The 15,286-nt window shown below is 74.4% G+C and carries 14 protein-coding genes; 6 read left to right on the top strand and 8 right to left on the bottom strand.

All coding sequences use genetic code 11. The annotated features are described in order from the left end of the window. The first annotated feature begins 62 nt into the window (after positions 1-62). Positions 63-1,367 (top strand): MFS transporter, encoded by a 1,305-nt coding sequence (locus AB0Q96_RS09705; protein WP_365323459.1) that lies wholly within the window; start codon positions 63-65, stop codon positions 1,365-1,367. Between the two features lie 39 nt (positions 1,368-1,406). On the opposite strand, the gene AB0Q96_RS09700 is transcribed toward AB0Q96_RS09705, so the two are convergent. Beyond that, positions 1,407-2,246 carry a DUF4239 domain-containing protein gene (locus AB0Q96_RS09700; protein WP_365323457.1) on the bottom strand — a complete coding sequence of 280 codons (840 nt, stop codon included), beginning with the start codon at positions 2,244-2,246 and terminating at the stop codon, positions 1,407-1,409. 91 nt (positions 2,247-2,337) lie between these two features. Here AB0Q96_RS09700 and AB0Q96_RS09695 point away from each other — a divergent pair, with 91 nt between their 5' ends. Next, positions 2,338-2,736 carry a helix-turn-helix transcriptional regulator gene (locus tag AB0Q96_RS09695; protein ID WP_365323455.1) on the top strand — a complete coding sequence of 133 codons (399 nt, stop codon included), beginning with the start codon at positions 2,338-2,340 and terminating at the stop codon, positions 2,734-2,736. Positions 2,737-2,759: 23 nt separating this feature from the next. On the opposite strand, the gene AB0Q96_RS09690 is transcribed toward AB0Q96_RS09695, so the two are convergent. Next, positions 2,760-4,361 (bottom strand): PucR family transcriptional regulator, encoded by a 1,602-nt coding sequence (locus AB0Q96_RS09690; RefSeq protein ID WP_365323453.1) that lies wholly within the window; start codon positions 4,359-4,361, stop codon positions 2,760-2,762. A gap of 362 nt (positions 4,362-4,723) precedes the next feature. On the opposite strand from AB0Q96_RS09690, the gene modA reads away from it, so the two are divergent. After that, on the top strand, positions 4,724-5,533 hold the full coding sequence (gene modA / locus AB0Q96_RS09685) for a molybdate ABC transporter substrate-binding protein (protein WP_365323451.1): 810 nt from the start codon (positions 4,724-4,726) through the stop codon (positions 5,531-5,533). 132 nt (positions 5,534-5,665) lie between these two features. On the opposite strand, the gene AB0Q96_RS09680 is transcribed toward modA, so the two are convergent. The 3 genes from AB0Q96_RS09680 to AB0Q96_RS09670 form a co-directional block, all read right to left on the bottom strand. Next, the gene (locus tag AB0Q96_RS09680; RefSeq protein ID WP_365323449.1) at positions 5,666-7,537 is read right to left on the bottom strand and encodes a potassium transporter TrkA; all 1,872 of its coding nucleotides are present in this window, start codon (positions 7,535-7,537) and stop codon (positions 5,666-5,668) included. A 160-nt stretch (positions 7,538-7,697) separates the two neighbouring features. Then, positions 7,698-8,549: a class II fructose-bisphosphate aldolase gene (locus AB0Q96_RS09675; RefSeq protein ID WP_365323447.1), complete on the bottom strand. Its 852-nt coding sequence runs from the start codon at positions 8,547-8,549 to the stop codon at positions 7,698-7,700. Positions 8,550-8,679: 130 nt separating this feature from the next. Next, positions 8,680-9,555, bottom strand: a complete 876-nt coding sequence (locus AB0Q96_RS09670) for a sugar isomerase (protein ID WP_365323445.1) — start codon at positions 9,553-9,555, stop codon at positions 8,680-8,682. A 150-nt stretch (positions 9,556-9,705) separates the two neighbouring features. Between AB0Q96_RS09670 and AB0Q96_RS09665 the strand changes: the two genes are divergently transcribed. Then, the gene (locus AB0Q96_RS09665) at positions 9,706-10,491 is read left to right on the top strand and encodes a DeoR/GlpR family DNA-binding transcription regulator (RefSeq protein ID WP_365323443.1); all 786 of its coding nucleotides are present in this window, start codon (positions 9,706-9,708) and stop codon (positions 10,489-10,491) included. A gap of 45 nt (positions 10,492-10,536) precedes the next feature. On the opposite strand, the gene AB0Q96_RS09660 is transcribed toward AB0Q96_RS09665, so the two are convergent. Continuing rightward, positions 10,537-11,799, bottom strand: a complete 1,263-nt coding sequence (locus tag AB0Q96_RS09660) for an SLC13 family permease (protein ID WP_365323441.1) — start codon at positions 11,797-11,799, stop codon at positions 10,537-10,539. A 153-nt stretch (positions 11,800-11,952) separates the two neighbouring features. Between AB0Q96_RS09660 and AB0Q96_RS09655 the strand changes: the two genes are divergently transcribed. Then, complete coding sequence (locus AB0Q96_RS09655) at positions 11,953-12,402, top strand: hypothetical protein (protein ID WP_365323440.1); 450 nt, start codon at positions 11,953-11,955, stop codon at positions 12,400-12,402. A 104-nt stretch (positions 12,403-12,506) separates the two neighbouring features. After that, positions 12,507-13,724, top strand: coding sequence for a serine hydrolase domain-containing protein (locus AB0Q96_RS09650; RefSeq protein ID WP_365323438.1), 1,218 nt, complete (start codon positions 12,507-12,509; stop codon positions 13,722-13,724). Positions 13,725-13,754: 30 nt separating this feature from the next. Here the strand turns inward: AB0Q96_RS09650 and AB0Q96_RS09645 are convergent, their stop codons facing one another. Both AB0Q96_RS09645 and AB0Q96_RS09640 read right to left on the bottom strand, forming a co-directional pair. Then, on the bottom strand, positions 13,755-14,687 hold the full coding sequence (locus AB0Q96_RS09645; RefSeq protein WP_365323436.1) for a M56 family metallopeptidase: 933 nt from the start codon (positions 14,685-14,687) through the stop codon (positions 13,755-13,757). A 4-nt stretch (positions 14,688-14,691) separates the two neighbouring features. Beyond that, on the bottom strand, positions 14,692-15,072 hold the full coding sequence (locus tag AB0Q96_RS09640; RefSeq protein WP_365323434.1) for a BlaI/MecI/CopY family transcriptional regulator: 381 nt from the start codon (positions 15,070-15,072) through the stop codon (positions 14,692-14,694). Positions 15,073-15,286: the final 214 nt, after the last annotated feature.

Below are 15,286 nucleotides of genomic sequence, written 5' to 3'. Positions count from 1 at the left end.
GAGCCGGGATGGCCGACACGGAGGGCCCGAGAGGCCCGAGCGGAACGAGGGCCTCAGAGGCCGTGGGGGCCACTGAGGCCGCGAAGACCAGAGGGGACGCGGCGGTGGGCGCGGACCCGGCGGCCGGGGGCGGCGGCGCGGCCCTCCTCGGGGAGCCCACCGTCCCCGTCCGGGCCGGCTGGACGGTGGGCCTCTCGCTGGCCACCCTCGCCGTCTTCATGGCCTTCATGACCCCGATCCAGATCCTGCTGCCGCTCCAGCTGGAGCGGATCGACCCGCAGGACAAGAACACCGCGCTCTCGCTCGTGACGGGCCTCGGCGCGCTCGTCGCGGTCCTCGTCAACCCGCTCGCGGGCGCCTGGTCGGACCGGACCACGAGCCGGTTCGGCCGGCGCCGCCCCTGGACGCTCGGCGGCGCGGTCGCCGGGGCGGCGGGGCTCGTGTTCACCGCGAGCCAGCACACCGTCGCCGGGGTCGCCGTCGGCTGGTGCCTGGCGCAGGCGGGCCTGAACGCGATGCTGGCCGGGGTCACCACCCCGATCGCCGACCGCGTGCCGCTCGCCCAGCGCGCGCAGGTCTCGGGCTGGACCGGCCTCATGCAGTCCATCGGCCTCGTCCTCGGCGCGCTGATCACCACCCTGCTCGTCACGGGCGTCGGGCCCGGGTACGTCACCCTCGCGGTGCTGACCGTCGCCCTGGCCCTCCCGTTCGTGCTGCGCCACGGCGAACCGGCGCTGCCCCGGGAGCTGCGCCCCGCCTTCGACGCCCGCGCGTTCGCACGGTCCTTCTGGGTCAGCCCCCGGCGGTACCCGGACTTCGGGTGGGCCTGGCTGAGCCGCTTCCTGATCAACCTCGGCAACGCCCTCGGCACGCTCTACCTGTTCTACTTCCTCGCCGACGCCGTCCACTACGCCGATCCCGGCACCGGCGTGCTGATCCTCACCGGGGTCTACACGCTCAGCGCCGCGGCCACCGCCATCCCCGTCGGCGCGTTCTCCGACCGGGTCGGGCGCCGCAAGGGCTTCGTCGTGGTGTGCTCGGTGGTCATGACCGCCGCCGCGCTGCTGCTCGCCCTGCTGCACACCTGGCCGTCCGCCCTGGTGGCGGCGGCGGTCCTGGGTGCCGGGTACGGGATCTACCTCGCCGTCGACCAGGCCCTGGTGACCCAGGTGCTGCCACGGGCCGCCGACCGCGCCAAGGACCTCGGCGTCATCAACATCGCCAACTCGGGCCCCCAGGTCCTCGCGCCCGCGCTCGCCGCACCGGTCATCGCGCACCTCGGCGGCTACACGGGCCTGTACGTCGCCGCGGCCCTGGTCATCCTCCTCGGCGGTCTCCTCGTCACCCGGATCCGCGGGGTGGCCTGACGCCGGGCCCCGGGGCGGCCGCAGGGGGGAGCTCGCCTCCTACGGGCCGCCCTGGCCGCGGGCCCGGACGGCCGGGTCCGCGGCGGCCGGCCCGCTCCAGTACGCGGCGAGCGCTCCCTCCTTGTACGGTGCCGGGCTCACGCTCAGGTCGCCGGCGAAGGGCCGGTCGAGGACGAAGACCAGCAGCAGGCTGAAGCCGACGAGACCGGCCACGGCGGAGACGAAGAGCAGCTGGATGCGCAGGCGGCGCATGCCGTACAGGAAGGTGAGGGGGACCAGGACGAGCGCGCCGCCGAAGGCCAGGACCTGGAGCAGCGGCGGGAGTTCCTGCTCCGCCATGGTCAGGCGGGCCCGGCGCTGCCCGGCGACGTCGTTGAGGCGGCCGACGGCCTCCTCGTAGAAGACCTCCTCGCGGGCGGTCTTCGGCTCGTACGCCTGGAGCGCGTCGAAGACGGCCTGCAGCTTCTCGCCGGTGGCGCCGTAACTCGGCTGCCCCGCGCGCATCTTGGGCCACTGGTCCTCCACGACCGCGTGGACGTAGCCGCTGAGCGCGGCGTCGACGTCGGCGCGGACCGGGGCCGGGAAGGCGGCGGCGTCCCGGGCGATGAGCGCGACGTCGGTGGCCTCGGTCGCGACGATGGTCTGCGTGTTGTCCAGCTGCGTCCAGAGCGTGACGATGACGAAGGCGAGGATGATCCCGTAGATCGCGCCGAACATCCCCAGCGTCACGCCCACCATGTCGTTGTGCTCGCCCTCGGCCAGCGACGGGTACCGGCGGCGGGCCAGCACGCTGCCGGCGACGGCCAGGACGATGGTCCCGCCGACGGTGACCAGGGTGAGGGTGAGGGTGCTGAAATGGTTGAGCAGCCAGAGCGACATGAGCGGGAAGTCTAGGCTTCGCCCATCGGCCGAAGACGCCTGGAAGGGTCCCGGGGCCGCTTTCCACACCATCGAGTGAGAAGGTGCCGCAGTGCCGTCGTACAGCATGGGACAGGCCGCGAAACTGCTCGGTGTGAGTGCGGAGACCGTGCGCCGCTGGGCGGACGGCGGGCGGCTCCCCTTCGCGCGGGACGCGGCGGGCGCCCGGGCCGTCGAGGGCGCCGATCTGGCCCGCTTCGCCGTGGCGCGCGGCGCCGGACCGCACGCGGTGCCCGAGGACGACGTGCCGACGTCGGTGCGGAACGCGTTCGTGGGGATCGTGACGGCGGTACGGGTCGACGACGTGGCCGCGCGGGTCGAGGTGCAGTCCGGCCCGCACCGGCTCGTGTCGCTGGTGACGCGGGAGGCGGTCGAGGAGCTGGGGCTCGCCGTCGGGATCACCGTCACCGCGCGGGTGAAGTCGACCAGCGTGCACGTCGGCCTGCCCTGACCCGGCCCCGCCCGCCGGCCGCCTCAGCGGCACAACAGGGCGGCGCGCAGGTCGAGTTTGTGGTCGAGCCGGGACAGGTCGCGGCCGGTGAGGGCCTCGACGCGCTCGATGCGGTAGTGGACCGTGTTCACGTGCAGGTGCAGGGCCTCGGCGGTCCTGGCCCAGGAGCAGTTGTGCGCGAGGAAGACCTCCAGGGTCTCCAGGAGCGTCGCGTGCGAGGCCCGGCCGGGCCCGAGGAGCGGGCCGAGGACCGTCGTGCTGTACACCTCCCGTACGGCGGCGGGGATGCCGGCCACCAGGGTGTCCAGGCCCCGCAGGTCGTCGAGGCCGGCGACGCGCTGCGCCGAGGGCGCGCCGGCGCGGGCGGCGGCCAGCGCGTGACGGGCCTGCGCGAGCGCCGCGTTCAGCTCGCCCGGACCGGTGACGGGCTCGCCGACCCCGGCGTGCAGGGCGGCCCCGGGCCGGCAGGCGTGCACCAGCGGCCACACCGCGTCGAGCACCGCCCGCAGCTCCGCCCCGGCGTCCACGTCGTGCGCGAGGACCGCCACCGCCTCGCCGCCGGGACACCCGGCGACGACGGCGGCGAAGGCGCCGGAGGGAAGGTGGCTCAGCGCCTCCGCGAGAGCGGCGGCGGCCTCGCCGGCCCCGTCCCCTCCGCCCGCCCCGGCGCGCTCCGTCCGCGCGCTCCGGGCGGGGAGCCGGCCGGGCCCGGCGGCCGGCGCCAGGCTCGCCACGACCACCGTGTGGGCGTGCCCGTCGGCGAGGCCGCAGGCGGTGAGGGCGCCCCGGACCCGGGTCGCGTCGGGGTACGCGGCGCCCACGGCGGCGACGAGTTCGGCCGAGGCCGTCGCGCGCGTCGCGCGCCGGCGGTCCTCGCGGCGGCGGTGACGGCCGAGGAGCTCGGCGATCTCCTGGAGGACCCGGGGCGGGACCTGCCCCTCCTCGGGCAGGTGCAGGTGCCAGGCGTCGAAGGCGGTGTCGGCGTCGCCCTCGACGCGGACGGTGGTGCCGCGCGTCCCGCGCAGGAGCTCGACGGCCTGCCCGGGCGGCAGCGGCGCGGCGCCGCCGGTGCGGGCGACGGTACGGCCGCTGGCGGTGAGCAGGTGGCAGTCGGGGGTGCCGAGGTGGGCGAAGGCGCGGTCGGTCAACTCGGCCGCGGAGGCGCCGTGTTCGAGGGCGCGGTCGAGGTCGGCGCGGACGTTCTCGGGCAGCGCGTAGAGGTCGGTGGGGCGGCGGCTCAGCTCGCCCCACTGGCGCAGGTAGACGGCCTCGGTGACCGCCCGGAAGCTGGTGTGCGCGGGGACGGCGAGCAGGGCGACGCGGTGCCGGCGGCAGGCGTCGACGACCTCCTCCGGCACCCCGCCGTGGGTCTCCTCCCCGGCGAGCAGGGCCACCGCGCCCGCCGAGCTGAGCGCCGACACGAAGCGGTCGGCCTTGGACGGGTCGCCCTCGCGGCTCCACCAGACCAGTCCGCTGAGCACGATCTCGCCGGCCTCCAGGAACCGCGCCGGGTCCTCCAGGTCGGTGGCCGTCACCCCGCCGACCTCCTGGCCGAGCAGGGCCCGGTCCCCCCAGACCAGGGAGAGGTCGAGACGGTCGAGGCGGAGAAGATGGTCGACCTGCATGCGGAACTCCTTGCCCCCTGAGGAATGTGCGCCGGTGAACGCGCGTCTCCACCTCACATGCGCAAGGTGAATACGAGACGATCCATCGTAGATGCCATGCCAGGCGGCGAGAACGCCTCTCGTCCGAACGCACAGGCCCCGGCGGCCCGGCCTGGAGCTTCCCGGAAAGCCCGAGGAGCCCCTTGGCCTTTCCTCCGACTGCCCTCTCATTCGCGATGGAGGGTTCTCCATGCTTGTTGCAGATGAGAGCGGAACGGCCCTACGGTGTCGCACATGCAGTCCTGCCGGGAGTGGAAGTCGGCCGCACCTGACGCCTGAGCCCTCAAGCAGTACTTCCCTCCGTCCCGAAGGAGTTCCGACTCATGTCCCTGCCCCGCACGCTCACCGGACGCCGTACCGCCGCCGCCGTCGTCACGGCCGCGCTGCTCGTCCCGCTCGCCGCCTGCTCCAGCGACACCGACGGCGGCAAGGACAAGGGGAAGGCCGCCGGCACGTCCGCCGCCCCCGAGACCAAGCTCACCGTGCTGGCCGCGGCCTCGCTCACCGACGTCTTCAAGACCGCGGGCGCCGCCTACGAGAAGTCCCACCCGGGCACCACGATCACCTTCTCCTTCGCCGGCTCGCAGGAGCTCGTCGCGCAGGTCGCCCAGGGCGCGCCCGCCGACGCCCTGGTCACCGCCGACACGAAGTCGATGGACAAGGCCAAGGCCGACACCGGCACCCCGACCGTGATCGCCAAGAACCGTCTGGTGATCGCCACCGTCGAGGGCAACCCGCACAAGGTCGACGAGCTCAAGGACCTGGCCGACCCGAAGCTGAAGGTCGTCCTCGCCGCCCCCGAGGTCCCCGCCGGCAAGTACAGCAAGAAGATCCTGGACGCCCAGAAGATCACCGTGAAGCCGGTGTCCCAGGAGCCCAACGTCCGCGCCGTCCTCAGCAAGGTGGAGCTCGGCGAGGCCGACGCCGGCCTCGTCTACAAGACGGACGCCGAGAGCGCGAAGGACAAGGTCGACGCCGTCGACATCCCCGACGCCCAGAACGCCGTCGCCGCGTACCCGGCCGCCACCCTCAAGGACTCGAAGCACGCCGAGGCCGCCGCCGCGTTCGTCGCGTGGCTGAGCACCCCCGAGGCCCAGAAGATCCTCCAGGACGCCGGCTTCCAGAAGCCCTGACCGGCCACCGGCCACCGGCCCCGCGCGAAGGAGTGGCTCTCGCCGCGCGGGGAGCACCGGTCGGGAAGGGCCCTGCGCGCCGTCCGCGGTGTTCGGCGCGCGGGGCCTTTCCCACGCGCCCCGGGGAACCCCCTAGCTCTCGGCGAAGACCACCACCGCGTCCCGCTCCCCGAAGACGAGCGGGGCCGTGCGGGACGGGTTGAGGAAGATGCCGTAGGTGGGGGGTTCTTCCGCGTGCCGGGCGAGGCGGTAGCCGATGGCGGTCTCGCCGCGGCGGCGGGCGGCCTCGACGACGGTGGCGAAGTTCGCTTCGGCGCCGAGGACCACGTAGTCGCAGGCGGGCTTGAGGTAGATCTCCGAGCCCTCCGGGTCGAAGAGGTCGGCGAAGACCGCGTACAGCTCCCGGTTCTCGGTGAGTTGGGTGAGCAGGAGGCTGATCACCTTGGTGCTGACGATGAAGTCGTCGGCCTTGGTGACCTGGGCGACCTCGCGGTTGGCGTCGTCGTGCATCTCCGTGACGATCGAGTACGGGTCGCCGAGGCTCACCTCGATGTCCCGCAGGTGCAGCAGGGTGACGAGGGTGCGGTCGTCGGCCCGGCCGGGGGCGATGGTGTCGTCGGAGAGCACCACGATGTGCTGGTAGCCGCCCAGGTCGAGGGATTCGAGGGAGGACCTGCGGGTCGGCTCGCAGCGCTTGAACCCGACGGTGAGGTGGGCCAGTTGCCCGTGCAGGGCGGCCTCCGGGCGGCGGGGGGCGGCGATGTCGAGGGTCGAGCCGGGTTCGACGAAGCTGTCGAGGAGGGCGACCAGTTTCGCCGTGCGGGAGTTCTCGCCGATGAGGAGGGTCCGGTCGAGGTGGGGCGGCTGGACGGGCGCCGTCGTGATCGCCGCCTCGACGACCGGCGCCGGGGTGCCGGCCAGGCGGATCAGGAGGTCGTCCTCGGCGACCATGAGCAGCTGGTCGCCGGGGGCGATGACGGTGTCCGTCGGCGGGTTGACCAGGACCTGGCCGTCGTTCCTGTGCAGCCCGGCCGGCACGCCGCGGGCGAAGGCGCCCAGCGCCTGCCCGTAGGTGGCGCCGACCAGGGAGGGTTCGTCGCGGAAGTAGAACTCGTTGCCGACGAAGCTGAGCAGTTCGTTGAAGACGGTCGACAGGCCGGTCTGGCGGTGCGCCTGGGCGATGAGGCGGACGGCGATGTCCTCGGCGTCGATCACCAGGGCCGTCCCGCCGGCCGCGAGGCGGGCGGCGGCGAGGTTCTCCGAGTCGTGGACGGCCGCCACGACATGGGGGCGGACGGGCTTCCAGGTACGGCTGTTGAGCAGCAGCAGCACCTTGATGACGTCGACGTCGCGGTCGTCGCCGGACGGCGGCAGCACCATGATGGACTTGGCCGTGTCGGGGCTGACGAGCTCCAGGTCGGCGCGGACGAGCGGGTTGCCGGAGCGGCACACGACCCGGGTGCGTCCCGGTTCGGGGATGCGTTCGCGGATCGCGTCCTCCATGGCGACCTTGTCCCGGTCCGCGAGGATCACCACGCAGGAGCGGCGTTCGCTCTGGTTGGCCTCGACGAGCTCGGCGACCACCGTGAAGACCTGCTCCGACCAGCCGAGCACGATGGTGTGGCCGCGCTCCATGAGCTGCGAACGGCCCTTGCGGAGCTGGTTGATCCGCTGGTTCAGGCCGGTGGTGAGGACGCCGATGAGGGCGCTGACGATGAAGATGCCGCCGATCGTCACGGCCAGCATCAGGCCGAGGAAGACCGGGCCGCCGGTGTCCCCACCCATGGTGCCGGGGTCCAGGGTGCGCAGGAGGCTCATCCAGGCGACGCCCGCCCAGCCGCCGTTGTCCTCGGCGTCGGTGTCGGTGAACAGGACGACCAGGGTGGAGGCCACTCCGATGAGCAGCAGCGAGGCGAGGGCCAGCCAGCTGATCAGGGCGGGGGTGCCGCGGTCCATCGTGCCGTCGAACCAGTACCGGAACCGGGCCCGAAGCCGTTCGCGCACCACTCGTCGTCCCTCCCCCGTGTTCCCGGGAGAGGTCCGGGAATGACAAAGGCAAGGAAGTCGCGGACCCCTCGCCGCCCTCAAGATACCGCGCGCAGGGGGGCTCGCGGCAAGGCCCGGCATGAGGCCGGGGTCGGGGCCGGGTGCGGCTGAGGTTCCGTCAGACGACGGTCTCCGCCCGTGCGTCGAGGATCCCCAGGAGCCTGGTGACCTCGTGGGTCATCGCCGTCCGGCCCGCGCCGAGGTAGCGGCGGGTGTCGGCCAGGGCACGGTCCGCGTCGAGGACTTCGCGGGCGGCGCGGGTGAAGACCCGGTTCAGGTGGGTGGCGATGTTGACCTTGGTCATGCCGTGGGCGACGGCGGTGGCCAGGTCCTCGTCGCCGACGCCGGAGGAGCCGTGCAGCACCAGCGGGACGGGCAGCCGGGCGCGCAGGGCCGCGATGAGGCCGAAGTCGAGGGCGGCGTCGCGGGTGGCCATGGCGTGCGAGGTGCCGACGGCGACGGCGAGGGCGTCCACGCCGGTGGCGGCGACGAAGTCGGCGGCCTCGGCCGGGTCGGTGCGGGCGCCCGGGGCGTGCACGCCGTCCTTGCCGCCGACCTCGCCGAGTTCGGCCTCGACCCATACGCCGGAGGCGTGGCACCGGGCCCGTACCCGCGCGGTGGCGCGGAGGTTCTCCTCGTACGGCAGGGTGGAGGCGTCGTACATGACGGAGGAGAAGCCGAGCGCGACGGCCTCCTCGACGAGTCCGGCGGAGGTCGCGTGGTCGAGGTGGACGGCGACGGGGACGGCGGCGGCGCGGGCGACGGCCAGGGTCGCGGTGCCGATCGCGGCGAGGGCGCCGTGGTAGCGGGCGGTGTTCTCGCTGACCTGGAGGATCACCGGGCTGCCGGCGGCTTCCGCGCCGGCGACGATGGCCTGGGCGTGTTCGAGCTGGATGACGTTGAAGGCGCCGACGCCGCGACCGGCGGCCGCGGCCGGTCCGACGATGTCGCCCGTTCCTACGAGGGGCATGACGGTTCTGCTCCTTGGTCGGCTGATGCGGGTGCGGTGCGGTGCCGTGCGTCCCCGCCGCCGGAAGGGGGTCGGCGGCGGGGCGGCGGGGGACCGGCCGGGCGGGGTCAGGGGACCGCCCGGCCGGGGGTCAGGAGTCGGCCAGCACGATGGAGCGGGTGAGGCCCTCGGGCCGGTCGGGGTCGAGGCCGCGGCGGGTGGCGAGGGTGACGGCCAGGCGCTGGGCGCGGATGAGGTCGGCGAGCGGGTCGGCGTCGGAGACCGAGGCGTACGCGCCGGTCGGGGCGATCTGGTCGAGGAGTCCGGCGGGCGGCGCGCCGAAGAACCAGACGGTGCTGGTGCGGCCGGTGACGCTGATCGGTCCGTGCCGGTACTCCATCGCCGCGTACGACTCGGTCCAGGCCCCGGCGGCCTCGCGCAGCTTGAGCGCGGCCTCGTTGGCGATGCCGATGGTCCAGCCGGTGCCGAGGAAGGTGAACTGCGCGGATTCCACGGCGGCTTCGGGCAGCGGGTCGGCGACGGCACGTTCGGCCTGCTCGACGAGGTCGTCCGGTACGAGGCCGAGGGCGGCGCGCAGCAGGACGAGGGCGGTGGTGGCGAAGCGGGTCTGCACGACGGACCGCTCGTCGGCGAAGGACAGGTCGACGACGGTGCCGGCGGCCCGCACGACGGGGGTGTCGAGGTCGCCGGTGAGGGCGACGGTCGGGGTGCCCTCGGGGACCCGGGCCAGGGCGGCGAGGACCTCGGTCGTGGTCCCGGAGCGGGTGATGGCGACCACCCGGTCGTAGGAGCGGTGCGCCGGGTACTCGGAGGCGGCGAAGGCGTCGGTCTCGCCGAGGCCGGCGGCTTCGCGCAGCACGGCGTAGGCCTGGGCGATGTAGAGGGAGGTGCCGCAGCCGACGACGGCGACGCGCTCGCCGTCGGTGGGCAGGCCGGCGGGCTTGGTCTCCAGTGCGCGGCGCCAGCAGGCGGGCTGGCTGGCTATCTCCGTGTCGACATGACTCATGGCGGCGCCTCCCCGAACCAATGATGATTGAAGTTGGCTCCTTTATAGAGTCTGCGCGCAACTTTGAGCAAGCATGTGCAGAGAATGCTCATGTGGCGGGGAAGGGGCGCTACGCTCGGCCCCCGAGGTCACGAGGCGAGGAGAACGGGCATGAGCACGCACGAGCGCTGGACGCGGCTGCTCGACGCGCTGGGCGAGAAGGGCAGCATCGAGGTCGGCGAGGCGGCCGAACTGCTCGGCGTCTCCCCCGCCACGGTCCGTCGCGACCTGGAGGAGCTCGCCCGCCAGCAGTTGCTCACCCGCACCCGCGGCGGCGCCGTGCTCAGCGGCGTCACCTACGACCTCCCGCTGCGCTACAAGACCGCCCGCAAGGCCGACGAGAAGCAGCGCATCGCGCGCGCCGCCGCCGCCCTCGTCCCGCCGGGCGCGATCGTCGGGCTCAACGGCGGCACGACCACCTCGGAGGTCGCCCGCGAACTGGCCACCCGGGGCGACCTCGCGTCGCACTCCGGCGGCCCGGCGCTGACCATCGTCACCAACGCCGTCAACATCGCCAACGAGCTCGCCGTCCGCCCATACGTCAAGACGGTCGTGACCGGCGGGGTCGCCCGCCCGCAGTCCTACGAGCTGACCGGCCCGCTCGCGGCGGCGACGCTCCAGGGCCTCTCCCTGGACTACGCGATCCTCGGCATCGACGCGGTCGACCCCGACTTCGGCGCCTCCACGCACGACGAGGGCGAGGCCAGCGCCAACCGTTCCATGGCGGAGCGGGCGGCCACCCTCATCGTCGTGACCGACTCCACCAAGCTGGGCAGGCGGGCCTTCGCCCGCGTCTGCGCCATCTCCGACATCGACATCCTCGTCACCGACCACGACGCCCCCGACCCCGTCGTCGAGGCGCTGTCCGAGCAGGGCGTCGACGTCCGGCGGGTCTAGGCTCCCCCCGCCGCCGACCCCTGACAAGGCCGCGGACCGTCCCGGCTACGGCCCGAGGAGGGCCAGCGAGCCCCAGAGCGCCACGGTGGCGGCCGTCAGCGCGGCGGGGACGGTGAGGACGCCGAGGAGGGTGAACTCCTTCAACCGCACGTCGTGGCCGCGCTCGTGGGCGATCCGGCGCCACAGCAGGGTGGCGAGGGAACCGGCGTACGTCAGGTTGGGGCCGATGTTCACGCCGAGCAGGACGGCGAGGACGGCGCCCGGCCCGGCGGGGGCCGCGAGCGGGGCGAGCACGAGCACCGCCGGCAGGTTGTTGATCAGGTTGGCGAGCAGCGCGGCGAGAGCGGCGGTGCCGAGCAGCGCGGGCAGCGAGGTGCCGTCCGGCAGGACGGTGCCGAGGGCGTGGCCGAGCCCGTTGTCGACGACGGCGCGGACGACGACGCCGAGGGCCAGCACGAAGGCGAGGAAGGGCAGCGCGGCGGACCGCACGAGCGCGACCGGCCCGGTGTGGCCCCGCAGCAGGGCGCGCACCGCGAGCACCGTCGCGCCGGCCGCCGCCGCCCAGGCCGGGTCGACGCCGACCGCCGAGGCGACACCGAAGCCGACGAGGGTCGCGGCCACGGTCAGCAGCGGGAACAACGGGAGCTCGACGGGGCCGTCCGCACCCGCCGCGTCCTCCCCCGCCCGGTCCGGCCCGGCGGCGAGGTCGGCGGCGAAGAAGCGCCGGGAGACCACGTACTCGACGCCGATGGCGGCCAGCCACGGCAGCAGCATCAGCAGCGCGAAGCGGCTGAAGGTCAGGCCGGTGGCGGCGAAGGCCAGCAGGTTGGTGAGGTTCGAGACCGGCAGCAGCAGGGAGGCCGTGTTCGACAGATGGGCGCTCGCGTAGGCGTGCGGGCGGGCGGAGGTGCCCATGCGGACCGCCGTGGCGAAGACGACCGGGGTGAGCAGGACGACGGTGGCGTCCAGGCTCAGCACGGCGGTGATCAGCGAGGACAGCACGAAGACGGCACCGAGCAGCCGCTGCGGCCGGCGGCGCGCCCAGCGGGCCATCCAGCTGCCGCAGGCGTGGAAGAGCCCCTCGTCGTCGCAGAGCTTCGCCAGCACCAGGACGGCCGCGAGGAAGCCGATCACCGGCCCCAGCCGGGCCGCCTCCTCGCGGACGTGGTCGAGGGGCACGGCGCCCACGACGACCAGGAGGAGGGCGGCGGGCACCGCGAAGACCGCCTCCGACCACCCGAAGGGGCGGCCGACGGCGCAGACCAGCACCACGACGAGGGCGGCGACCGAAAGGGACTCGAACAGCATGCGGTCGATCATCCGGTACGGCGGGCAGCGGCCCTCGGACGGGTCCCGCCCGCCGCCCACGGGCCCCCTTTGCCACCCGATGCGCCCGATACGTACGATTCGTAGCCGTACTGTCCCCTCCCACCCCTCCCCCTCTCTCCTGAAGGCATCCGCATGAGCACCCCCACCGCCGGTCCCACCGGTCCCCTTCCCGCCGACGCCTTCGCCGCGCTGATGCGGGAGGTCATGTCCGGCGCCGACCGCTTCGGGCACCGGCAGCACGTCGAGCTGGCCTGGCGGGCGGTACGGGCGTACGGCACCACCGCGGCCGTGGACCTGGTCGGCGCGGGCATCGACCGCACCGCGACCGCCGCGGGCGCGCCGCAGAAGTTCCACGTGACGATGACCCGCGCCTGGGTCGAGCTGGTGGGCGTGCGGCTGGCCGCCGAAGGAGAGGCGGAGGCCGCCGACGGCTTCGACGGCTTCGCCGCCCGCCACCCCGAGCTGTTCGACGCCGCGCTGCTCCACCGCCACTACCGGCCGGAGACCCTCGCGGACGACACCGCCAGGACCTCGTGGGTCGCGCCGGACCTGGCGCCGCTGTCCGGCGGCCCCACCGCGTAACGGGCGGCCGGGCTGGGCCGGCCGGGCCTGTCCCCGTCCCCGTGCGGGGTGTCCGGCGGAGTTGCGGACGGCGCCGGGCGGGGCGGCCTGGGGATAGTGCGGGCATGAGACGCACCACCCTCCGCGCGGCCCTGTGCGCCGCGCTCCTCGCCGTCGTGTCCCAGACCTCCGCCGTCGCGCCGGCCACCGCCCTGGAGCCCGGGGGCCACGGTGACCGGCCGTGCGTGCGGACCCAGCGGCCGCTCGACGCGCAGGCCCGGCGGGTCCTCGACATCACCCGCGAGGCGAAGGCCGAGCTGCGGCTGAACTCCGTGGAGGTGAAGGTCACCCTCGACGGACGCGAGGTCCTCACCGACGCGCTCGGCGAGTCGATGACCGGCGTGCCGGCCCGACCGGACATGCACTTCCGGGCCGGCTCGGTCGCCTTCGCGCACATCGGCACGGCCCTGCTCCAGCTGGTCCAGGAGCACAAGGTGAGCCTGGACGACACCGTGGAACGCTGGCTGCCCGACGTGCCCAAGGCACGGCGGATCACCCTGCGGATGCTCGCGAACAACACCTCCGGCCTGCACGACTACGTCACCGACCCGGCGTTCCTGAAGGAACTGGTCCCACACCCGTTCCGCCAGTGGACCCCGGAGCAGCTGCTCGCCTACCCGTACAGCCACTCCTTCTGGTACGAGCCGGGCACCAGCTGGAGCTACTCGCACGCCAACTACGTGCTGCTCGTCCAGGCGCTGGAGAAGATCACCGGCATGCCGATCCAGGACTTCGTGCGGCAGCGGGTCACCGGGCCGCTGGGGCTGCGCGACACCCGGGCCGGCTTCACCCCCGACATCCCGTCACCGGTGCTGCACGCCTTCACCTCGGACCGCGGCCTGTACGAGGAGTCGACGTTCTGGAACCCGTCGTGGACGACGGCACCCGGCGCGGTCATCACCACCCACATCTGCGACCTGGCCCGGTCCGCCGAGGGCATCGGCAGCGGCGAACTCCTCTCGCCCCGCGCGTACCGCACCCTGCTGAACCCGGGGACGGTCGGCCTCGGCGGCGGCACCGCCCGCTGCCCGGCCACGATCTGTCTGAAGCAGACCCCGGCCGAGCACTTCGGCCTCGGCGTGATCGTCGTCAACGGGTGGATCCTGCAGAACCCGTCGTTCTCGGGATACGCGGCGATCCAGGCGTACCTGCCGTCCAAGCGGCTCGCGCTCGCGGTGTCCGCGACGAAGACCGCGACCACGCCCGACGGCAACCAGGCCGAGGTCGTCGCCGCCCGCATCGCGGCCGCGCTCGCCCCGGGGATCCCGCTGGCGATCGGCTGACGCCTCCCGCGCGCGGGCGGCCGGAGCGGATCAGAGCGGCGTCGCCGTGTGGAGGATCGCGTACAGCGTGACCGCCGAGTTCGCCGACGAGACGGCGGACGCGGCGGTCCCCACGGCCGCGCCCCAGGTCGCCATCCCCGTCGCCGTGTCCATCCGCGGCCAGGCCCGGGCGACCGGCGCCGGGGCGAGCAGCGCGGCCACCCGGCGCGGTACGGGGCCGGCGGTGGCGAAGCCCGCGAGGGTCGGCGCCGGTGTCCCCGCCGACACCAGCGCCGACTTGCCGATGGCGCGGGCCACCACCCGGCGGCTGCCGACCCGTACGGCGGCCTCCTCGTCGGCCCACCGTTCGGCGGTGTAGCCGACGGCCGTGCACAGCGGGCGCAGGAACGGGTTGGCCCGCGCGGCCACCCGGACGAGCAGGAGGAAGCGGTGGTGACGGGCCTCCAGGTGGGCCCGCTCATGCGCGAAGAGCGCCCGGCGCTCCCGTGACGTCAGCCGGGCCAGCATCCCCCGGCTGACGACCACCCGGTCCCGGCGCCCGCCCGGCAGGGCGTACGCGTACGGCACGTCGTCCGGCAGCACCGCGACGGCGCGGGCGGGCAGCGGGGCGAGGGCCTGTTCCGCCCGCCGCCGCACCCGCCGGTGCCGCCACAGCGTCCAGCCGCAGGCGCCGAGGACGGCGAGGAGCGCCGGGATGGCGAGCCGGCCGGCCACCTCGTCGTACGGCACCGCCGCCCGCACCTCCGGATCGGACCAGGCGTCGGGCAGCGGGTTGCCCGGCAGTTGGGCGGTGCCGACGACCATCAGGAGCGCCAGGCACAGGGTGCTGCACAGCGCGAGGACGGCGGCGACGGCGGTCAGCATCCGGGTCGCGGTCCGCGGGTGCAGGTGCTGTTCGGCGAGCCGCGCGACCGGCCAGGCGGTCAGCGGGAGGACGAGCGGCAGGAAGACGAAGACCCCCATGGCGTCAGTCCTCCCCGTCCTCCCCGGCCTGCGCCAGGAGGTCCCGCACCAGCTGCTCCTCGGCCGAGGACAGGCCCGTCACGAAGCGGGCGAGCACCGCCTCGCGGTCGGACTCGCCGTCCAGGACCCGGCGCATCCGCAGCGCGGCGAGACCGGCCTCGTCGGCGACCGCCGTCCACTCGAACGACCGGCCCGCCCGCTCCCGGGCGACGGCGCCCTTCGCGTGCAGACGCGTCAGGATCGTGATCACGGTGGTGTACGCGAGGTCGCCGCCGAGCCGCTCCTGCACCCAGCCCGCGGTGACCGGCCCGTCGGCGGCCCGCAGCGCGGTCAGCACCAGCGTCTCCAGTTCGCCCTGTCCACGCCGTCTCGGCACACCCGCCATCCCGCCCACCTCCGCCTCACCGCTCCCTGCCCCGGCCGTCCATCGTACTGACGCGACACCCGGCGTCCCACCGGTGTTGGCCGGGAGGACGCCGCGGGGCCGGCGGACCGGCGCGGGCGGCGCCCCTCACCCGTTCGGCCGATCCCGCGTGGTCGTGCCCGTGGATCGCCACGAGGCTCGGGGACACGTCGGGGTCTTCGGGGCACGGACCGGA

Origin of the sequence: Streptomyces sp. NPDC093111, from assembly GCF_040683955.1 — a bacterium.
Taxonomy (GTDB): domain Bacteria; phylum Actinomycetota; class Actinomycetes; order Streptomycetales; family Streptomycetaceae; genus Streptomyces.
The sequence above is the reverse complement of the archived record's forward strand: the minus strand, read 5'-3'. Positions and strand labels throughout refer to the sequence as shown.

Bases quoted from the DNA above. Each gene is read 5' to 3' on its own strand.
- AB0Q96_RS09700 (WP_365323457.1), bottom strand. From the start codon at position 2,246: ATGTCGCTCTGGCTGCTCAACCATTTCAGCACCCTCACCCTCACCCTG.
- AB0Q96_RS09690 (WP_365323453.1), bottom strand. From the start codon at position 4,361: ATGCAGGTCGACCATCTTCTCCGCCTCGACCGTCTCGACCTCTCCCTG.
- modA (WP_365323451.1), top strand. From the start codon at position 4,724: ATGTCCCTGCCCCGCACGCTCACCGGACGCCGTACCGCCGCCGCCGTC.
- AB0Q96_RS09675 (WP_365323447.1), bottom strand. From the start codon at position 8,549: ATGCCCCTCGTAGGAACGGGCGACATCGTCGGACCGGCCGCGGCCGCC.
- AB0Q96_RS09670 (WP_365323445.1), bottom strand. From the start codon at position 9,555: ATGAGTCATGTCGACACGGAGATAGCCAGCCAGCCCGCCTGCTGGCGC.
- AB0Q96_RS09665 (WP_365323443.1), top strand. From the start codon at position 9,706: ATGAGCACGCACGAGCGCTGGACGCGGCTGCTCGACGCGCTGGGCGAG.
- AB0Q96_RS09660 (WP_365323441.1), bottom strand. From the start codon at position 11,799: ATGCTGTTCGAGTCCCTTTCGGTCGCCGCCCTCGTCGTGGTGCTGGTC.
- AB0Q96_RS09655 (WP_365323440.1), top strand. From the start codon at position 11,953: ATGAGCACCCCCACCGCCGGTCCCACCGGTCCCCTTCCCGCCGACGCC.
- AB0Q96_RS09650 (WP_365323438.1), top strand. From the start codon at position 12,507: ATGAGACGCACCACCCTCCGCGCGGCCCTGTGCGCCGCGCTCCTCGCC.
- AB0Q96_RS09645 (WP_365323436.1), bottom strand. From the start codon at position 14,687: ATGGGGGTCTTCGTCTTCCTGCCGCTCGTCCTCCCGCTGACCGCCTGG.
- AB0Q96_RS09640 (WP_365323434.1), bottom strand. From the start codon at position 15,072: ATGGCGGGTGTGCCGAGACGGCGTGGACAGGGCGAACTGGAGACGCTG.